The sequence below is a fragment of the Bacteroides sp. AM37-9 genome (assembly GCF_003603455.1).
Taxonomy (GTDB): domain Bacteria; phylum Bacteroidota; class Bacteroidia; order Bacteroidales; family Bacteroidaceae; genus Bacteroides; species Bacteroides xylanisolvens.
This window is the reverse complement of the sequence record NZ_QTNF01000004.1, coordinates 124,486-143,407: the sequence shown is the minus strand read 5'-3', so window position 1 is coordinate 143,407 and position 18,922 is coordinate 124,486. Positions and strand designations below refer to the sequence as shown.

Annotated in this window: 13 protein-coding genes and 1 pseudogene; 9 read left to right on the top strand and 5 right to left on the bottom strand. The window is 43.4% G+C overall.

Features of this window, described 5'->3' with window-relative positions; all coding sequences use genetic code 11:
• Positions 1–9 precede the first annotated feature (9 nt).
• Positions 10–1,194 carry an aminopeptidase C gene (locus tag DW862_RS04465; protein ID WP_049703468.1) on the bottom strand — a complete coding sequence of 395 codons (1,185 nt, stop codon included), beginning with the start codon at positions 1,192–1,194 and terminating at the stop codon, positions 10–12.
• Positions 1,195–1,318: 124 nt separating this feature from the next.
• Here DW862_RS04465 and DW862_RS04460 point away from each other — a divergent pair.
• Positions 1,319–1,552, top strand: a pseudogene (locus DW862_RS04460) (hypothetical protein); the annotation flags it as partial.
• The gene (locus tag DW862_RS04455) at positions 1,539–1,853 is read left to right on the top strand and encodes a hypothetical protein (RefSeq protein WP_120067352.1); all 315 of its coding nucleotides are present in this window, start codon (positions 1,539–1,541) and stop codon (positions 1,851–1,853) included. The pseudogene DW862_RS04460 and the gene DW862_RS04455, both read left to right, overlap by 14 nt.
• On the opposite strand, the gene DW862_RS04450 is transcribed toward DW862_RS04455, so the two are convergent.
• A complete protein-coding gene (locus DW862_RS04450; RefSeq protein WP_004314253.1) occupies positions 1,817–2,344 on the bottom strand; it encodes a hypothetical protein in 528 nt (175 codons plus the stop codon). The genes DW862_RS04455 and DW862_RS04450 overlap by 37 nt on opposite strands.
• Before the next feature lie 184 nt (positions 2,345–2,528).
• On the opposite strand from DW862_RS04450, the gene DW862_RS04445 reads away from it, so the two are divergent.
• Together DW862_RS04445 and DW862_RS04440 are read left to right on the top strand one after the other, a co-directional pair.
• Positions 2,529–4,751: a cation:proton antiporter gene (locus DW862_RS04445; RefSeq protein ID WP_120067351.1), complete on the top strand. Its 2,223-nt coding sequence runs from the start codon at positions 2,529–2,531 to the stop codon at positions 4,749–4,751.
• On the top strand, positions 4,732–5,577 hold the full coding sequence (locus tag DW862_RS04440; protein ID WP_120067350.1) for a patatin family protein: 846 nt from the start codon (positions 4,732–4,734) through the stop codon (positions 5,575–5,577). The genes DW862_RS04445 and DW862_RS04440 overlap by 20 nt, the downstream gene beginning before the upstream one ends.
• A 92-nt stretch (positions 5,578–5,669) precedes the next feature.
• Here DW862_RS04440 and DW862_RS04435 read toward each other — a convergent pair whose 3' ends face one another.
• The gene (locus DW862_RS04435; RefSeq protein ID WP_117683568.1) at positions 5,670–6,692 is read right to left on the bottom strand and encodes a YafY family protein; all 1,023 of its coding nucleotides are present in this window, start codon (positions 6,690–6,692) and stop codon (positions 5,670–5,672) included.
• A 225-nt stretch (positions 6,693–6,917) separates the two neighbouring features.
• Between DW862_RS04435 and DW862_RS04430 the strand changes: the two genes are divergently transcribed.
• Positions 6,918–8,798, top strand: a complete 1,881-nt coding sequence (locus tag DW862_RS04430) for a DUF4980 domain-containing protein (protein WP_120067349.1) — start codon at positions 6,918–6,920, stop codon at positions 8,796–8,798.
• A gap of 171 nt (positions 8,799–8,969) precedes the next feature.
• Here DW862_RS04430 and DW862_RS04425 read toward each other — a convergent pair whose 3' ends face one another.
• Both DW862_RS04425 and DW862_RS04420 read right to left on the bottom strand, forming a co-directional pair.
• A complete protein-coding gene (locus DW862_RS04425) occupies positions 8,970–9,842 on the bottom strand; it encodes an aldose 1-epimerase family protein (protein WP_120067348.1) in 873 nt (290 codons plus the stop codon).
• A 28-nt stretch (positions 9,843–9,870) separates the two neighbouring features.
• Positions 9,871–10,743 carry a Bro-N domain-containing protein gene (locus DW862_RS04420; protein ID WP_120067347.1) on the bottom strand — a complete coding sequence of 291 codons (873 nt, stop codon included), beginning with the start codon at positions 10,741–10,743 and terminating at the stop codon, positions 9,871–9,873.
• Between the two features lie 291 nt (positions 10,744–11,034).
• Here DW862_RS04420 and DW862_RS04415 point away from each other — a divergent pair, with 291 nt between their 5' ends.
• The 4 genes from DW862_RS04415 to DW862_RS04400 are packed head-to-tail and all read left to right on the top strand — an operon-like array spanning position 11,035 to position 18,886.
• Complete coding sequence (locus tag DW862_RS04415) at positions 11,035–14,148, top strand: TonB-dependent receptor (RefSeq protein ID WP_165861876.1); 3,114 nt, start codon at positions 11,035–11,037, stop codon at positions 14,146–14,148.
• 27 nt (positions 14,149–14,175) lie between these two features.
• On the top strand, positions 14,176–15,888 hold the full coding sequence (locus tag DW862_RS04410; RefSeq protein ID WP_120067345.1) for a RagB/SusD family nutrient uptake outer membrane protein: 1,713 nt from the start codon (positions 14,176–14,178) through the stop codon (positions 15,886–15,888).
• A gap of 26 nt (positions 15,889–15,914) precedes the next feature.
• Positions 15,915–17,300: a DUF4960 domain-containing protein gene (locus tag DW862_RS04405; RefSeq protein WP_120067344.1), complete on the top strand. Its 1,386-nt coding sequence runs from the start codon at positions 15,915–15,917 to the stop codon at positions 17,298–17,300.
• A gap of 17 nt (positions 17,301–17,317) precedes the next feature.
• Positions 17,318–18,886, top strand: a complete 1,569-nt coding sequence (locus tag DW862_RS04400; protein ID WP_165861875.1) for a glycoside hydrolase family 32 protein — start codon at positions 17,318–17,320, stop codon at positions 18,884–18,886.
• The last annotated feature ends 36 nt before the right edge of the window (positions 18,887–18,922 follow it).

Sequence of the window (18,922 nt, the reverse complement as noted above, 5' to 3'; positions counted from 1 at the left end):
GGTACTCGTTTATTTGATTCCCAGTTTTTTAGCAATCTCTTTAGGCAGTGCGTCTTTGTGTACAAGAATATTCATAGTCTTGTAAGCAACGAATGCTTTGGAAGCATACCAGATACCATTGTATTTGCCTGATTTACCCCAAGAATTCTTCACCATGAAGTATTCTTTTCCGTTTTGGTCTTTAGCGATACCGTAGATTACCATTCCGTGGTCGTCCGTAGTTTCCCAATTGTCGAAAGCAACTTGGCGCATTTCTTGAGTGACGTCGATTTCCGGGTATGGTTTGGTTGTCATCATTTGACGTTTGTTAGCAGCAGTCAGGCCGGTCCAGCGAGCCATATCCGAACCGGAAAGTTCAGATTCTTTGTTTACATCCGGCATAACGGCGATACCGTCACGTGTGAATCCCTGTTCGCTGACGTCGCTACCCCATGCAAAAGTATAACCTTTCTTTATAGCATTGTCCATTACAGCCATCAGCTCTTCGATAGGCAGGTTGTAGGATAAACCATTGCGCCAATTATCCTGAATCTCGATTGCGAATTGAGAATAGAATGGATGATGTGTATAAGAAGTCAGTGATACATAGTCGTCACAGTTCAATCCCAGTGATTCAGAAAAAGTCTTCGGAGTATATTCTTTGCCTTTGTATGTGAACTTCTCCGGGCATGCTCCCAGATAAGTATCATAAATAGCGCTTAGTCCGTTTTTCCATACCGGAGTCAGTTTGCTCAACTTACCTTTCGCAATAGCATTGATGTAACCGGAAGCAACAGCATCCAGTTCGTTATGCACCGGCAACGTGTCACCGTACATGATACCCGGCATCACCTCTTGAGGAACAATACCATAATTCTTGATGCAGTACATTACATCATAAAAACTTCCGCCCGGGGAGAAAGAACTGTCACCATGATAGCGTACATAGTTTACTCCGCGATCCTGCATCGTTTTGTGTACGACAAACATTTCAGACAGGTCATACTCGCCTTTACCTAAGCGAAGCAATTCTGATTCAATGAATCCGAGAGTTGAGAAACTCCAGCAAGTGCTCGAACGATTTTGATTCTTGATAGAAGTAATCGGGTTTTCTTTCACTGTCGTGAAAACAAAACCTTCTTCAGGTTTTGCATCTTGTGCCATGATGTTTAGGCTGAACAAGCCTAAAGCAGCAATAAGGATTGTCTTTTTCATTCCTATGAAATTAATATTAAATTGTTTTGGCTACAAATATAGGAAAGTTTCACCACAGATTACACAGATTTACACAGATTATTTCACCACAGAGGACGCAGAGGACACAGAGGAAGATAAAGGAAAATTGAGATTAGGACAGACTGCAGGAAGCAGTTACCGCTCTAACTACTGGATTTACGACCCTTTGACAGACCTGTGGGATGGGGAGGATTTGACCGATTTCGAAGGAAGCACACGCTCGAAAGCTGTATGTTTTTCTACCGGAAAACGGGGAATTATAGCTACAGGAGGATCTTCCACTTATTATTACGATGATACCTGGGAGTTGAAACCATACGAATATGAAGAGAAATAAAAAAGTAATAGGTGTTAGTTGCTTTGTCTTACTGCTTTTAGTGGGAATCATGTATGTGTATGTGCATCCGGTAAATAGATACCGTTTGGAAGTGACCCGGGTTGGAGGTAGTGGGTGCGGCTATAAAATTTATGAGAGAGAGCGTTTGATAATTGTTCAACCTTTTTTATTGGCACAATCATGCCACCTTACTGGCACGACTGTGTCAATATGGTGGCACTGGAGTGCCAATACGATGGCACAAGGTAAAGCATTAAGTACAGATTATTTGTTCTCTTCTTCTTTGGGTGCTACTACATAATCTTCTTTGATAAACTCATCATACACACGCTTGGGATGATCGAATGGAGCGGTTCCATTCTTCTGTTCATTGAAGTTTTCCCTGCGGAATTGTTTCAGTTTCAGGTTATCTTCTGCATACTCTCTCAATTTCTTATGCTCATTTCCGTAGAGCGAACTTTCAGTCACGTCAGAATTGAGCAGGTTTTCTTTAGGAGTAATAGTAGGTAGGAGCACTTGTTCCAACAGACCACGATAGGCACCGTTATATTCGCACCATACAATATCGTTGGTTACAAATATACGATAGGAGTACTTTGACCATGCGGTTTTGATTTCAATAGATGTAGCATAAATTTCAATGGTAGCTTCTGAACCATACGCTTGGTCACGGATCACAACGGTCGTCCGACCGCTCAGTTCTTCCTTCACGGAAGTTTGCCACTTATCAGAGTGTAAGATTTCTTCGATAATTTCCGGCAAATTTTCTTTAATCTCAAACTGTATTCTCATGGTGCTTGCCTGCGGGCAGGACTTTTTTGATTTTTTCCTCCTTAAACAATTAAGCTAGCCTAAAGTTACATAGATTGAAGCAAAAAAACAAGATTTTATTTGAGAATTTGTTATTTTCGCCAAACTATCTGCCTTTTTCGTTTGTTTTTACCATAAATATGCACAAATCGTAAAAATAAAGTTTATGCGGAACAGGGCCCGGAAGAATTATGTCATTTATGTACTGATGTTACTCCTGTTTGGAGGGTTGATTTATGTTGCTATTGAAGAGGGTGACCGGTTTTCGCACTATGCGGTAAATGCGCAGAACATGGTACAGGGGAATCCATTCACTATGTTTCTCCAGTTTATACAGGATAATCTTCATCATCCGCTCACTACCTTGTTGATTCAGATTATAGCCGTACTGCTGATGGTGCGTCTTTTTGGCTATTTGTTCAGTCTGATCGGGCAACCGGGAGTGATTGGAGAGATTGTTGCCGGTATTGTGTTAGGCTCTTCCGTACTCGGCTTTTTCTTTCCGGATGCTTTTCATTTCCTTTTTCCGGCACACTCGCTTACCAATCTTGAACTGTTGAGTCAGGTGGGACTGATCCTTTTTATGTTTGTCATCGGTATGGAGCTGGATTTCAGTGTACTGAAAAATAAAATCAATGAAACGCTGGTGATTAGCCATGCCGGAATTTTAGTACCCTTCTTCCTGGGTATCTTGTCTTCTTACTGGGTGTACGAAGAATATGCAGCTGCCCAAACTCCGTTTCTTCCATTTGCTTTGTTTATAGGTATTTCTATGAGTATCACCGCTTTTCCGGTATTGGCGCGCATCATTCAGGAGCGGAATATGACGAAGACTCCTTTAGGGACGCTGACCATTGCTTCCGCTGCCAATGATGATGTGACAGCCTGGTGTCTGTTGGCAGTGGTGATTGCTATCTCCAAAGCAGGAAGTTTTGCCAGCGCACTTTATTCAGTGGGGCTGGCAGTTGTCTATATTGCGGTCATGTTTTTGGTCGTTCGCCCATTTCTGAAGAAAGTGGGAGAAGTATATGCCAACCGGGAAGCAATCAATAAAACATTCGTGGCATTTATTCTGCTCATTCTTATTATTTCTTCTTGCCTGACCGAGATTATTGGTATTCATGCACTGTTCGGAGCCTTTATGGCAGGGGTAGTGATGCCGTCCAATCTGGGTTTCCGGAAGGTGATGATGGAAAAGGTGGAGGATATTTCATTAGTATTCTTTTTACCTCTGTTCTTTGCCTTCACCGGATTGCGCACGGAAATCGGTTTGATAAACAGTCCGGAGTTGTGGATGGTATGTTTACTGTTGGTGACGGTTGCTGTTGTCGGCAAACTGGGTGGATGTGCCATTGCCGCCCGTTTGGTGGGTGAGTCGTGGAAGGATAGTCTGACGATAGGGACATTGATGAATACACGGGGATTGATGGAGCTTGTCGCTTTGAATATCGGTTATGAAATGGGAGTTCTTCCTCCCTCTATATTCGTAATTTTGGTCATTATGGCGCTAGTTACGACCTTTATGACTACTCCTTTGCTTCATTTGGTGGAACATATTTTCGTACGTCGGGAAGAAAAATTATCTTTGAAGCACAAATTGATATTTTGTTTCGGGCGTCCGGAATCCGGGCGTGTGTTGCTTTCCATTTATGATTTGTTATTTGGGAAGCAGTTGAAGAAAAATCATTTGATTGCAGCACACTATACGGTGGGCACGGATCTGAATCCGTTGAATGCCGAACATTATGCCAGCGAGAGTTTTGCTTTGCTCAATCAACAGGCAGCGAAATTGAATATCCAGGTAGATAACCATTATCGGGTGACAGACAAACTTGTACAGGAAATCATCCACTTTGTCCGTAAAGAACATCCTGATATGCTGCTTTTGGGAGCTAGGAGTCATTATCGTTCGGATATGCCGGGAACTCCGGGAGCTATTTTATGGTTAACGCTCTTCCGGGATAAGATTGATGAGATTATGGAGCAGGTGAAATGTCCCGTGGCCGTATTTGTCAATCGTCAGTATCGGGAAGGCTCGACGACCAGTTTCGTACTCGGCGGAATGATTGATCTGTTTCTTTTTTCCTATTTGGATAAGATGTTGCAGAACGGACACTCGGTACGTCTTTTCCTTTTTGATACGGACGATGAAGAGTTCCGTGGACGCATTGACGATTTGCAGGTGCGTTATCCGGAACAAACGATGATAGTGTGGTTTGCGGGAGTAGAAGATTTAGTGACTGAAGAGAAAGACGGATTATTGATAATGAGCCATCTTTCTTATACGAAATTATCCGAGGATGAGGCTGTGATGCGTGAATTGTCATCTTTGCTGGTAATCCGCCGGAATAAGAATACGGGAGATAAAAATGAAGGACTTGAAAATTGATGAATCTACGGGATTAGTGTTGGAAGGCGGGGGAATGCGTGGAGTATTCACCTGCGGTGTGCTTGATTATTTTATGGATCACGATATCCGGTTTCCCTATGCGATAGGAGTGTCTGCGGGTGCGTGCAACGGGTTGTCGTATGCATCACGGCAGCGGGGACGTGCCAAGTACAGCAACATTGACTTGTTGGAGAAGTATAATTATATCGGTCTGAAACATTTGTTCAAAAAGCGTAATATATTGGACTTTGATCTATTATTCAATGAGTTCCCCGAACATATTCTTCCTTACGATTATGAAACATACTTTGCTTCACCGGAACGTTTTGTGATGGTGACTACGAATTGCATCACGGGAGAAGCCAACTATTTCGAAGAGAAAAAAGACAGTCGCAGGGTGATTGATATTGTCCGCGCATCCAGCAGTCTCCCTTTTGTATGTCCTATTACTTATGTTGACGGGGTTCCCATGCTCGACGGAGGAATTGTAGATTCCATTCCTTTGCAAAGAGCCATTACGGATGGCTGCACGAGAAATGTTGTGGTACTCACCCGTAACCGGGGGTATCGGAAAGATTCGAAAGACATTCGTATCCCTTCGTTTGTATATCGGAAATATCCGAAGTTGCGCGAAGCGTTAAGTCGGCGGTGTGCTGTTTATAATGAGCAGTTGGAAATGGTAGAGCGCATGGAGGATGAAGGACAGATTATCGTTATTCGCCCGTTAAAACCTGTAGCCGTAGACCGCATCGAGAAAGATGTGCAAAAGTTGACAGAGTTTTATCAGGAAGGGTACGAATGTGCGAGAGCCTTACTTGAAGAATAAACAAGTTCTCCATAGTTGAACAATAGACAGGATCTCACATGCTTTTTTGTTTTTCTTGAATGTCAGATAGGATAATTGGACGTGTTCCCTTTTCATTTTGAATGGGTATATTGTTCGGCAGCCTTTTTTAGTTTCCTACCCATCAATTCTACCAGAGTCTTCGGATAAAGAACTTGTATTCCCTCGGCATATCCGAAGAATACTCGTTCTAACTCATGGTTGATGACGACTTCAATTTCCAGTATGACACTTCCGTCAGCCAATCTTTCCACCACTTGCTGGCTGCGGTGTATAGGCTTGGTTATGATGTAAGGTGCTTCGGCAGCCGCTACCTTGAAACCGACTTTCTCCGCTACACTTCCGGAGTTTTTAGTGACTCCTACCAGATCATCGAAGAACGTGTTCGGATCGAAGAACGTATTTTTTATGTAATGTTGTTGTGGCAGAACTTCCAATGATTGTATTCTGTCCAAAGCTAAATTTTGCAAGATCCGTCCGTTTCCTCTGACACCATAAACGAACCACCGGTTACGATACTCTTTTAATAGATAAGGATAAAAAATAAAGCTGTTGGCCGAACGTGCCTTGAACGAACGATATTTGAGCTGTATCGGATGCTCGTTTACAATCGCGTGATAGATCGTATCCAGATAATCCAGTCCTTTCAATGATTCATTCTTTTCAAAGTCAATGACAGGAGTGGTTTTCATCCGGGCAGAAGCGACATGGTCTTCCAGGCGGTTGATTATATCGCTCATTTCCGTGAAATAGGAGAAACCCTTAAATTGCCGTAACACTTCCACGGCTTCCGACATCGTTTTCAGGTCTTGTTCGTTCAGCGGAGTTTGTGTAATGCTGTATTCCGGATCTTCGTATTTATAGTATTTATTTTCGTACACTACAATCGGAGCGTTATAACCCAGCTTCTCGCTGCGCATCATCTGTATATCCATCTGTACCGTACGTTTGCTTATGCCTTTATCGATGCCTTCGTATTCATAAAGAGCATCCGAGCAAGCATCTACCAAATCTTCCAACGTCCAGCGTCGATAAGGATTACGCAGACAGTTATCAATTGTTTTATAACGAATTAAGGCATTTCTATTTGCTGGCATAAGTAGAAGAATAAAGATTTGCTTCAAAAGTAGAAAAATAAATTCAGGAAAACAAAGAGGTTGCAGGTCTTTATTTTTGGATGATAAAAAGAAAATTCTTAGGATTTGTATCAAATTTGATACCCTTTGAAACAAAGTTTATAGACGAAGGCGAAGATACCCCCTATCTTTGCCTTCGTCTATTTTAGATTAAAAGCTTGTATAAACTAGGAATACTTTGTTGCCATGAAAACAAACCCTTGGATGAAACTATGTAAAGGTGCAATACTTGCGTTAGCAGTCTCTTACGGACTGACTTATTGCCACACAACAAAAAGCAAGTTGACCTTGGAACAGAAAAGCGATAGCCTGACTGTCATCCATATCACCAATCCGACTAATTATATATTGCTTCCTATAGAAGAGGAAGCTGCGGAAAGTCAGGTTCTGCTTGATACCGGAGAGGCTGCGGATACCGATATGGATATTCGTCTGGCACAGACTCAAGTGGATTATTTTGTTCCCTTTGCTTTGCCTGCCGGAGCGAAGGCTGCCACCGTCCGTGTTCGTAATAAATCAAAGGATGCACTTTGCTGGAAAGAAATCAAGCTATCTGATACTTTTGATACAGCCAATACGGAAAAGTTCCGCCCTGTTTACCATCATACTCCTCTCTATGGCTGGATGAATGATGCCAACGGATTGGTGTATAAAGATGGAGAATATCATTTGTATTTTCAATATAACCCTTACGGTTCTAAATGGGGAAATATGCATTGGGGACATTCTGTCAGTAAGGACCTTGTACATTGGGAACATTTGGCCCCAGCTATTGCCCGTGATACATTGGGACATATCTTTTCCGGCAGCTCTATTGTCGATCAGGAGAATGTAGCGGGGTATGGAGTAGGGAGCATCCTGGTTTTTTATACTTCTGCCAGTGACAAAAACGGGCAGATCCAATGTCTTGCTTTTAGCAAGGATAATGGACGGACATTTACTAAATACGAGAAGAACCCCATCTTGTGCCCTGCGGATGGTTTGAGAGATTTCCGTGACCCGAAAGTGTTCCGGTATGAACCGGAAGATAAATGGGTGATGATTGTCTCCGCCGATAAAGAAATGCGTTTCTATGACTCTAAGAATCTGAAGGACTGGAACTATATGAGCAGCTTCGGAGAAGGATACGGAGTGCAACCTTGTCAATTTGAATGTCCGGACATGGTGGAACTTCCGGTAGATGGAGCTCTGAACCGTAAGAAATGGGCATTGATAGTGAACGTCAATCCAGGATGTTATTTTGGAGGAAGTGCCACTCAATACTTTACAGGAGACTTTGATGGAAAGAAATTCAGTTGTGATAGTCAGTCGAATGTCACGAAATGGTTGGATTGGGGCAAAGATCACTATGCTACCGTTTGTTTCTCAAACACTGGAGAACGGACGATTGCTGTTCCTTGGATGAGTAACTGGCAATATTGTAATATTGTCCCGACAAAGCAATTTCGTAGTGCTAACGCTTTGCCGCGTGAGTTAAGCCTTTATACACAAGACGGTGAAATTTATCTTTCAGCAGCTCCGGTACTGGAGATAAAGACTCTGCGAAAAGAAAAGAAAGAGATTCCGGCATTTACGGTTGCCAATGATTATCATATTGATTCTTTATTGGCTGATAATGATGGTGCTTATGAACTGGCATTGGAAATTACCGCCGGAGAAGCGGAGATAATGGGATTCAGCCTCTTTAATGATAAAGGGGAAAAGGTGGATATCTACTTCAATCTTCCGGAAAAGAGATTGGTTATGGACCGGACGAAAAGTGGTATCGTGGATTTCGGAAAGAAGAGTGTACCTCATGAAATAGAGGTTCACGACCGCAGAAAGACGACTTCCATCAATTATATAGATGATTTCGCATTAGCTACCTGGGCACCGATAAAGAAAGAGAATAAATATACGTTGGATGTCTTTGTTGATAAATGTTCTGTAGAAATATTCCTGAATGGAGGAAAGGTAGCAATGACTAATCTTATCTTTCCATCGGAACCATACAACCGTATGTGTTTTTATAGCAAAGGAGGTTCATTTCAAGTAGATTCATTCAATGCGTATCGGTTGGGTTTATAATAGAAATAGAAGTTACACAATAGATGTTTGCATAGATTCAGTAAAAGCAACAAGTATTGATTGCTTTTTAAGGATTCATAGGTTAGATTTATAAGTTAGGTTTTGTAGATTAGAATTAGGTATTTAGTAGCTGTCAGATGTGAAATCCGGCAGCTACTTTTTATTCATCAATTATTCATCAATTTCAATTGTATATCCTCCTTGGAATATCTCTTCCGGTTGTAAGTGCTGCATCCAGTCCTTATCTTTATATTCACCAGTATAATGTGCGCGGTCGCAACGTCCGTACCAAGGTTCGATGCAGACGAAAGGAGCATTCTTTGCAGGTGGAGACCAAAGACCGACTACCGGAGCGTTAAAATGTAAACTAAGATAAGCCTGTTTCTCTTTATTATATAAGGTAACTTTACGGACCTGTTCATTTTCCAGTATCAAAGCATCTTTATCAAAAGTATGCGTGTCCAGTGGTAATAATCCGTCTGTCAACTCTAAAGAATATTCTGTGGAAGGATCAGCGCATCCCTTTTCTGAAATGAGAATATATTTCAAACCGTTTTCCTTGTCAAATCCGAAGAACCCTCTTTCAGAATTGCTTGCATCGAACTCCGGCCAATAGAAAGCTGGATGTGCCCCAATCTGAAAATACATATCCTTTTCACCGCTATTCTTTACTTCCCACATAACCTCAATTTTCTTTCCCTGGATGCGATAGCCTATTTCCAGACAGAATGAAAAAGGGTATTTATGCAAAGTTTCTTCATTGCTGACAAGGCGGTAACGTACTTCATCCTCTTTTTCAGAAATAAGAGTAAATTCCATGTCACGGGCAAAACCATGTTGAGTAAGCGTATAAGGAATCCCTTCATTCCGATACTCATTTTCCCATACGCTCCCTACAATCGGGAATAGGACAGGAGAGTGACGTTTCCAAAAAGCAGGATTGGCTTGCCACAGATATTCTTTTCCATTGGCGACGATGCTGCAGAGTTCAGCTCCGTGAGGAGATACTTGAATCGTGAGTTGTTTGTTGGAGATTGTTTTCATATCGTTTATTTATTGGATTATTTTAAAGTTAATCTTTAAGTTCATCTTCCGATCCTTCTTTCGAGATGTCTTCAGGTTTGCCTTTCAGTAGGATACCACTTTTGGCATTAAGAGGAGAGATTACTCTTTTGCCTGTTTTTGCCTCCAGCTCCAGTCGGGCATTGCGGGCTACTTCTCCTCCTTGTTGAGCAATATCTATGTGGTCATTGAATGTTTCGGGATCGCTGGTTTCAGATATTTCTTTAGTAGAAAGTTCGGCAAGCATATTTAATACCAATTCTTTATTGGTCATATTATCCCGTAGGTTTTCTTTTTTCAATCCTTTAAATTGTTTGTACTCTTTAGATGTCATATCTGACCAAGTCTGATAAATAATATCTGTGAGTGTAGCGAATTGAACGCCTTCTTGCAATCCATGTTTCTTCCACTCATCAGTCAAGTCTTTACGGATTTCTATTGATTTCAGACGTTGGTTAATCCAGCTATCAGAGTATCCCATACGTTTATAATCCATTAAGGCCTGATCAATTGATAATTCGGGGTCTTGTATTTGGTTGAGCCGTTCGCTGGCAACCTTAGCCATCCATAGTTTGAAAGGTTCTGCCTTAAGAGAAGGAATAGATTGGATAAGGCGGAGAAGTTGTTCGGTATCGGCAACATCGGTAAGGCGCATTTTACCATCCGCTGCCTGCATTTTCAAACCGTTACAATTTGTAACGGTTTCGTTTCCTTCCGCTAGCAGTCTCTTTTTTAATACACGCCAATAAGTTTGAGGGTTACTGCTGTCTGTCAGAACAGCCACCACATCTACTATCGAAAAATACCACTTCTCTTGTTCATCATCCCATACTGTACGTACTCCTCTTTCTTCAAAGAGTTTTAAAGCTTGTTGCTTAGTCATGAATCTTATTTTTAGAGTTTATTATTTAATGAAGAGTCGTTCTTTCTTTGGGCTCATATCACTATACAAAGGTAGCGTTTTCTGCGATTATAAAAGAATATGAATCCAAGAATTCCCATAATGAAAGAAAACATGTATAAAACCCTATAAAATAGCGTTCTATGCAACAAATGTTATAGCCTTTGAAACATTTTTTTTAGTCGTTTGATATAAATCAACCGTAATTTGCATTATCGATATAGATAAAATTCGTACTTTTAATTTAATAACATCAAACTAATGCATCGTATTATGAAGAACAAAAAACTTCTTTGCAGCGTTTGTTTCCTGTTTACTTTCATGTCAGTCCTTTGGGGGCAAAGCATTACGGTGAAAGGAAACGTTACTTCTAAAACGGACGGACAGCCGGTCATCGGCGCCTCTGTTGTTGAAGCTACAGCTACTGCTAATGGAACAATTACTGATTTAGATGGTAATTTCACCCTTTCGGTTCCGGCTAACTCTACTTTAAAGATTACGTATATTGGTTATAAACCGGTGACCGTAAAATCGGCTGCTATCATTAATGTATTATTGGAAGAAGACACTCAAATGGTAGATGAAGTGGTTGTAACAGGTTATACCACTCAACGTAAAGCTGACCTGACCGGTGCTGTTTCCGTAGTGAAAGTAGACGAAATCCAGAAGCAAGGGGAGAACAACCCGGTGAAAGCACTTCAAGGCCGCGTGCCCGGTATGAACATTACAGCGGATGGAAATCCGAGCGGATCGGCTACCGTACGTATTCGCGGTATCGGTACGCTGAACAACAACGATCCTCTTTATATTATCGATGGAGTTCCTACCAAAGCCGGTATGCACGAATTGAACGGAAACGACATTGAATCCATTCAAGTACTGAAAGATGCTGCTTCAGCATCCATCTACGGTTCGCGTGCTGCAAATGGCGTTATCGTCATTACTACCAAACAAGGAAAGAAAGGCCAGATTAAAATCAATTTTGATGCTTCGGTTTCAGCTTCCATGTATCAAAGTAAGATGGACGTGTTGAATACGGAACAGTACGGACGTGCCATGTGGCAAGCCTATGTAAACGATGGTGAGAACCCGAACGGCAATGCTTTGGGATATAACTACAATTGGGGTTACGATGCCAACGGAAATCCGGTACTACACAGTATGAGTCTTTCCAAATACCTGGACTCAAAGAATACAATGCCTGTGGCAGATACCGACTGGTTTGATGAAATTACCCGTACAGGTGTTATCCAGCAATACAATCTCTCTGTCAGCAACGGTTCGGAGAAAGGTTCTTCCTTCTTTTCTCTGGGATATTACAAAAACCTGGGTGTAATTAAAGATACGGACTTCGACCGTTTCTCCGCCCGTATGAACAGCGATTATAAATTAATAGATGATATCTTGACTATCGGCCAGCATTTCACCTTAAACCGTACTTCGGAAGTACAAGCTCCCGGCGGAATTATTGAAACTGCTTTGGACATTCCTTCCGCTATCCCCGTTTATGCTTCGGATGGTTCATGGGGAGGACCGGTAGGCGGATGGCCGGACCGTCGTAATCCTCGCGCCGTACTCGAATACAACAAAGACAACCGATACACTTACTGGCGTATGTTCGGTGATGCTTATGTGAATCTAAGCCTCTTCAAAGGATTCAATGTTCGTTCTACTTTTGGCTTGGACTACGCAAACAAGCAAGCCCGTTACTTCACCTATCCTTATCAGGAAGGAACACAGACCAATAACGGCAAGAGTGCAGTGGAAGCCAAACAGGAACACTGGACCAAATGGATGTGGAATGCCGTTGCCACTTACCAGTTGGAAATAGGCAAGCATCGTGGAGACGTCATGGCAGGTATGGAGCTGAACCGGGAAGACGACAGCCATTTCTCCGGCTACAAAGAAGATTTCTCTATCCTTACTCCCGACTATATGTGGCCCGATGCAGGTAGCGGCACAGCACAGGCTTACGGTGCCGGCGAAGGTTACTCGCTTGTCTCTTTCTTCGGCAAAATGAACTATTCTTATGCTGACAAATATCTGCTTTCATTGACGCTCCGTCGTGACGGTTCTTCCCGCTTCGGTAAAAACCATCGTTATGCCACTTTCCCTTCCGTTTCTTTGGGATGGCGCATCACACAGGAGAGCTTTATGAAGGAACTGACTTGGTTGGACGATCTGAAACTGCGTGCTTCATGGGGACAGACCGGTAATCAGGAAATCTCCAACCTTGCCCGTTACACTATCTACGCTCCTAATTATGGAACAACAGATTCATTTGGAGGTCAAAGCTACGGTACGGCATACGATATTACAGGTTCTAACGGAGGTGGTACTCTGCCTTCCGGATTCAAACGTAACCAGATTGGTAATGACAATATCAAGTGGGAGACAACTACACAGACGAACGTCGGTATCGACTTCAGCCTGTTCAAACAATCCCTGTACGGCTCATTGGAATACTACTACAAGAAAACAACCGATATCCTGACTGAAATGGCAGGTGTGGGAGTATTGGGAGAAGGTGGCAACCGTTGGATTAATTCGGGCGCAATGAAAAACCAGGGTTTTGAATTCAACTTGGGCTACCGCAACAAGACTGCCTTCGGACTGACTTACGACTTGAACGGAAACATCTCCACTTACCGGAATGAAATTCTTGAACTGCCGGAGACAGTGGCTGCCAATGGAAAGTTTGGTGGTAATGGAGTAAAAAGTGTAGTCGGTCATACATACAACTCACAAGTGGGCTACATTGCCGACGGTATCTTCAAATCACAAGAAGAAGTGGACAATCACGCTACGCAGGAAGGTGCAGCCGTAGGCCGTATCCGCTACCGCGACATCGACCATAACGGTGTGATTGATGAAAAAGACCAGGAATGGATTTACGATCCGACTCCTGCTTTCAGCTACGGATTGAATATCTACCTGGAATATAAGAACTTCGACCTGACTATGTTCTGGCAAGGCGTTCAGGGAGTAGATATCATCAGTGACGTGAAGAAGAAAAGTGACTTCTGGAGTGCATCCAACGTCGGCTTCCTGAACAAAGGACCCCGTCTGCTCAATGCCTGGTCGCCTACTAATCCGAACTCTACGATTCCGGCATTGACCCGCAGCGATACAAACAATGAACAGCGTGTTTCCACTTACTTTGTTGAAAACGGTTCTTTCCTGAAACTGCGTAATATCCAATTAGGCTATACAGTTCCGGCAGTAATCTCCAAGAAGTTGAGAATGGAACGTTTACGTTTCTATTGCAGCGCACAAAATCTGCTGACGATCAAGAGTAAAGACTTTACGGGAGAAGACCCCGAAAACCCGAACTTCTCTTATCCGATCCCTGTGAATATCACCTTCGGACTTAACATCGGATTTTAATTCACTTCATTTATAAAACGAACTATCATGAAAAAGATACTATACATAGCAACCATCGGATTTACCTTGCTGACAAGCAGTTGCAACGATTTTCTGGATCGTCAGGTTCCGCAGGGTATTGTGACCGGCGATCAGATCGCTTCTCCCGAATACGTGGACAACCTCGTGATTTCAGCCTACGCCATTTGGGCAACAGGTGACGACATCAACTCTTCCTTCTCGCTTTGGAATTATGACGTACGTTCCGACGATTGTTATAAAGGCGGTTCCGGTACGGAAGATGGCGGTGTGTTCAACGCACTGGAAATTTCTAAAGGTATCAACACTACCGACTGGAACATCAACGATATATGGAAAAGACTGTATCAATGCATCACCCGTGCCAATACAGCCTTGCAGTCACTTGACCTGATGGATGAAAAGACTTATCCGTTGAAGGACCAGCGCATTGCTGAAATGAGATTCCTGCGCGGACACGCCCACTTCATGCTGAAGGAACTGTTTAAGAGGATCGTCATAGTAGACGATGAAAACATGGACCCGGATGCTTACAACGAGCTTTCGAATACTACCTATACCAATAACGAACAATGGCAAAAGATAGCAGACGACTTCCAGTTTGCCTACGACAATCTGCCGGAAGTGCAGATAGAAAAAGGACGTCCCACACAAGCTGCCGCTGCCGCTTACCTGGCAAAGACTTACCTGTTTAAAGCCTACCGTCAGGATGGAGTGAACAACAACCTTACCGGTATCGACGAAGAAGACCTGAAGCAGGTAGTGAAATATACCGACCCTCTCATCATGGCCAAAGCCGGTTACGGATTGGAAAATGATTATAGCATGAACTTCCTGCCTCAATATGAAAATGGCGCAGAGTCTGTATGGGCGATTCAATATTCTATCAACGACGGAACATACAACGGTAACCTGAACTGGGGAATGGGACTGACAACTCCGCAGATACTAGGCTGCTGTGACTTCCACAAACCGAGCCAAAATCTGGTGAACGCTTTCAAAACCGACTCGCAGGGAAAACCGTTGTTCAATACCTACGATAATGAGAACTACGAGGTTACGACGGACAATGTAGACCCCCGTTTATTCCACACGGTAGGTATGCCGGGCTTCCCTTATAAATACAACGAAGGCTACCTGATTCAGAAGAATGATGACTGGAGCCGTAGCAAGGGACTTTACGGATATTATGTTTCGCTCAAAGAGAATGTAGACCCGGACTGTGACTGCCTGAAGAAAGGTTCTTATTGGGCAAGTTCCCTGAATCATATCGTCATCCGTTATGCAGACGTATTGCTGATGCGTGCCGAAGCCCTGATACAGTTGAACGACGGACGCATTGCCGATGCCATCTCACTTATCAACGATGTACGCAGCCGTGCAGCCGGAAGTACAATGCTGATCTTCAATTACAAAGAAGAGTACGGAGTAAACTTTAAAGTAACTCCTTATGAACTGAAAGCATATACACAGGACGAAGCCATGAAAATGCTGAAATGGGAACGCCGTATAGAGTTCGGTATGGAAAGCTCACGTTTCTTTGACCTCGTAAGATGGGGAGAAGCCAAAGACGTTATCAATGCTTATTATGTGACCGAAGCAGCCCGTTGTTCTATTTACAAGAATGCAGGTTTCACGGAAAATAAGAACGAATACCTCCCAATCCCATTCGAACAGATCAGTGCCAGTAACGGAAATTATACACAGAATTTCGGTTGGTAATCATCAATCTTAAAACAAAGAATAAAATGAAATCAATCATAAAACAACTCTATACCATCCTGTTGGTGACTGTAGCATGCCTGACAGTTGCGGGATGTAGTGATGACTTCAAATCCAATCTTCGTCTGGACGGAGATGTATGGGTGAACTCTATCAAACTGGATGAATACGCAGGAACGATCGATTATCAAAACAAGACAATCGTAGTGGGAGTACCTTACGATTATGACGTTACCCGGATGGCCGTCAGTGAAATCAATCTTTCCGAAGGTGCTATGGCGAGCATCGCTGTTGGTGAAACAATCGACTTTTCTCTTCCCGTATCTTTGACCGTGAAAAATGGCGACGTACAGATGAGCTATACGATTACTGTGAAGAGAGACGAAGCAAAGATACTGACCTTTAAGTTGAATGATACTTATGTAGGAAAAGTAGACCAGCTATCAAAAACAATCTCTGTAGTTGTTCCACTGACAGTGGATATCACCCAGTTGAAAGGTACATTCACCGGATCGGATGGAGTCACTGTAACTCCGGCATCCGGCAGCATCCAGGACTTTACCAACCCTGTCACTTATACGGCAACTTACCGTTCGGCAGTGACTCCTTATGTAGTAACAGTTACTCAAGGAAATGTAATTCCGACTGCCTTTATCGGCACAGCTTCTTCTGTGAGCCAACTGACAAGTCCTGAAGAAAAAGCCGCTGCCCAGTGGATGATGGATAATATATCCATGTCCGAATACATCTCATTCAAAGATGTAGTAGACGGAAAAGTCGATTTAGGTAAATATACTGCAATCTGGTGGCATTTCCATGCGGACAATGGCGATAATCCTCCTTTGCCGGATGATGCGAAAGCTGCCGTAGAGAAATTTAAAGTCTACTATCAAAACGGTGGTAACCTATTGCTGACCCGCTATGCAACTTTCTATATTAAGGACCTTAGCATTGCAAAAGACGAGCGTGTACCCAATAACAGTTGGGGAGGAAACGAAGACTCACCCGAAATTACGTCTTCTCCGTGGAGCTTCCCGATTACCGGTAGCGAATCGCATCCGTTGTTCCAGGATTTAAGATGGAAAGATGGCGACAAATCGACAGTATATACTTGTGATGCCGGCTATGCGATAACCAATAGTACAGCACAATGGCATATCGGAACAGACTGGGGAGGTTATGCTGACTTGAACGAATGGCGTAACCTGACAGGAGGAATTGACCTGGCACGTGGAGGTGACGGTGCGGTAGTCATTGCCGAATTCGAGCCGCGCGCCAACAGCGGACGCACGATCTGTATCGGCTCCGGTTGTTACGACTGGTACGGTAAAGGCGTAGACGCTTCTGCCGACTACTACCACTACAACGTAGAGCAAATGACTCTGAATGCAATCAATTACTTATGTAAATAAAAGAATAAGCAATAATTATGAAAAATATGATCTTACATATAGCAATCACCACGCTGTTGGCCTCAATGAGCGCTTGCAGTGATGAGATGGATCCCGTATTGACTCAAAGAGACTGGGACGGTACAGCCACTTACTTCCAATCGGCCGACGAGCATGGCTTCTCGATGTACTATAAACCGCAGGTAGGCTTTATCGGCGACCCGATGCCATTCTATGATCCGGTTGCCAAAGACTTTAAAGTGATGTACCTGCAAGACTACCGTCCGAACCCCGAAGCTACTTACCACCCCATTTTCGGGGTGGCCACCAAAGACGGTGCTACTTATGAATCTCTCGGCGAACTGATTCCGTGTGGAGGTCGTGACGAACAGGATGCTGCCATCGGTACAGGAGGTACGATCTACAATCCGACGGATAAACTCTATTATACCTTCTACACCGGCAATAAATTCAAACCTTCTTCCGACCAGAATGCGCAGGTAGTTATGGTAGCCACCTCTCCCGACTTTAAAACGTGGACCAAGAACCGCACTTTCTATCTGAAAGGAGATACGTACGGCTATGACAAGAATGACTTCCGCGATCCGTTCCTGTTCCAGACCGAAGACGGCGTTTATCACATGCTGATTGCCACCCGTAAAAACGGAAAAGGACACATTGCCGAATTCACCTCTACTGACCTGAAAGAGTGGGCGTCTGCCGGCACATTTATGACCATGATGTGGGACCGTTTCTATGAATGTCCGGACGTATTCAGGATGGGAGACTGGTGGTATCTGGTCTATTCGGAACAAGCTTCCTTCATGCGCAAGGTACAATACTTCAAAGGCAGAACACTTGAAGAACTGAAAGCAACCACCGCCAATGATGCCGGAATATGGCCGGACAATCGGGAAGGTATGCTGGACAGCCGTGCATTCTATGCAGGCAAGACTGCTTCCGATGGAACCAACCGTTACATCTGGGGCTGGTGTCCTACCCGTGCCGGCAATGATAATGGAAACGTAGGGGATGTAGAACCCGAATGGGCTGGCAACTTGGTGGCACAACGCCTCATTCAGCACGAAGACGGTACATTGACTCTCGGAGTTCCCGATGCAATCGACCGTAAATACACTTCTGCACAAGAAGTAAAAGTGATGGCTAAAGACGGAAACGTAACAGAAAGCGGTAAAACCTATACGTTGGCCGAAGGAGCTTCCGTCATCTTCAACCGGTTGAAAGTGCACAACAAGATTTCCTTTACCGTAAAAGCATCCTCGAATGCAGATCGTTTTGGAATCTCTTTCGTTCGTGGAACGGACTCCAAATCATGGTATAGCATCCACGTCAACGCTGACGAGGGTAAAGCCAATTTCGAGAAAGACGGTGACAATGCCAAATACTTGTTTGATAACAAATTCAATATCCCGTCCGATAATGAATACCGGGTGACGATTTACAGTGACCAGTCGGTTTGTGTGACTTACATCAACGACCAGTTATCTTTCACGAACCGCATCTATCAAATGCAGAAGAATCCGTGGTCACTCTGCTGTTATAAAGGCGAAATCACTGTATCAGATATTCAAGTGAGCACCTATTAATAGAAAAGTAACATCTTTTACAGTGTTTGAAACAAA

Excerpts from the sequence above, each read along its gene's own strand:
- DW862_RS04465 (WP_049703468.1), bottom strand. The coding sequence starts at position 1,194 with ATGAAAAAGACAATCCTTATTGCTGCTTTAGGCTTGTTCAGCCTAAAC.
- DW862_RS04425 (WP_120067348.1), bottom strand. The coding sequence starts at position 9,842 with ATGAAAACAATCTCCAACAAACAACTCACGATTCAAGTATCTCCTCAC.
- DW862_RS04400 (WP_165861875.1), top strand. The coding sequence starts at position 17,318 with ATGAAAAATATGATCTTACATATAGCAATCACCACGCTGTTGGCCTCA.
- DW862_RS04445 (WP_120067351.1), top strand. The coding sequence starts at position 2,529 with ATGCGGAACAGGGCCCGGAAGAATTATGTCATTTATGTACTGATGTTA.
- DW862_RS04455 (WP_120067352.1), top strand. The coding sequence starts at position 1,539 with ATGAAGAGAAATAAAAAAGTAATAGGTGTTAGTTGCTTTGTCTTACTG.
- DW862_RS04435 (WP_117683568.1), bottom strand. The coding sequence starts at position 6,692 with ATGCCAGCAAATAGAAATGCCTTAATTCGTTATAAAACAATTGATAAC.
- DW862_RS04405 (WP_120067344.1), top strand. The coding sequence starts at position 15,915 with ATGAAATCAATCATAAAACAACTCTATACCATCCTGTTGGTGACTGTA.
- DW862_RS04415 (WP_165861876.1), top strand. The coding sequence starts at position 11,035 with ATGAAGAACAAAAAACTTCTTTGCAGCGTTTGTTTCCTGTTTACTTTC.
- DW862_RS04450 (WP_004314253.1), bottom strand. The coding sequence starts at position 2,344 with ATGAGAATACAGTTTGAGATTAAAGAAAATTTGCCGGAAATTATCGAA.
- DW862_RS04420 (WP_120067347.1), bottom strand. The coding sequence starts at position 10,743 with ATGACTAAGCAACAAGCTTTAAAACTCTTTGAAGAAAGAGGAGTACGT.
- DW862_RS04410 (WP_120067345.1), top strand. The coding sequence starts at position 14,176 with ATGAAAAAGATACTATACATAGCAACCATCGGATTTACCTTGCTGACA.
- DW862_RS04440 (WP_120067350.1), top strand. The coding sequence starts at position 4,732 with ATGAAGGACTTGAAAATTGATGAATCTACGGGATTAGTGTTGGAAGGC.
- DW862_RS04430 (WP_120067349.1), top strand. The coding sequence starts at position 6,918 with ATGAAAACAAACCCTTGGATGAAACTATGTAAAGGTGCAATACTTGCG.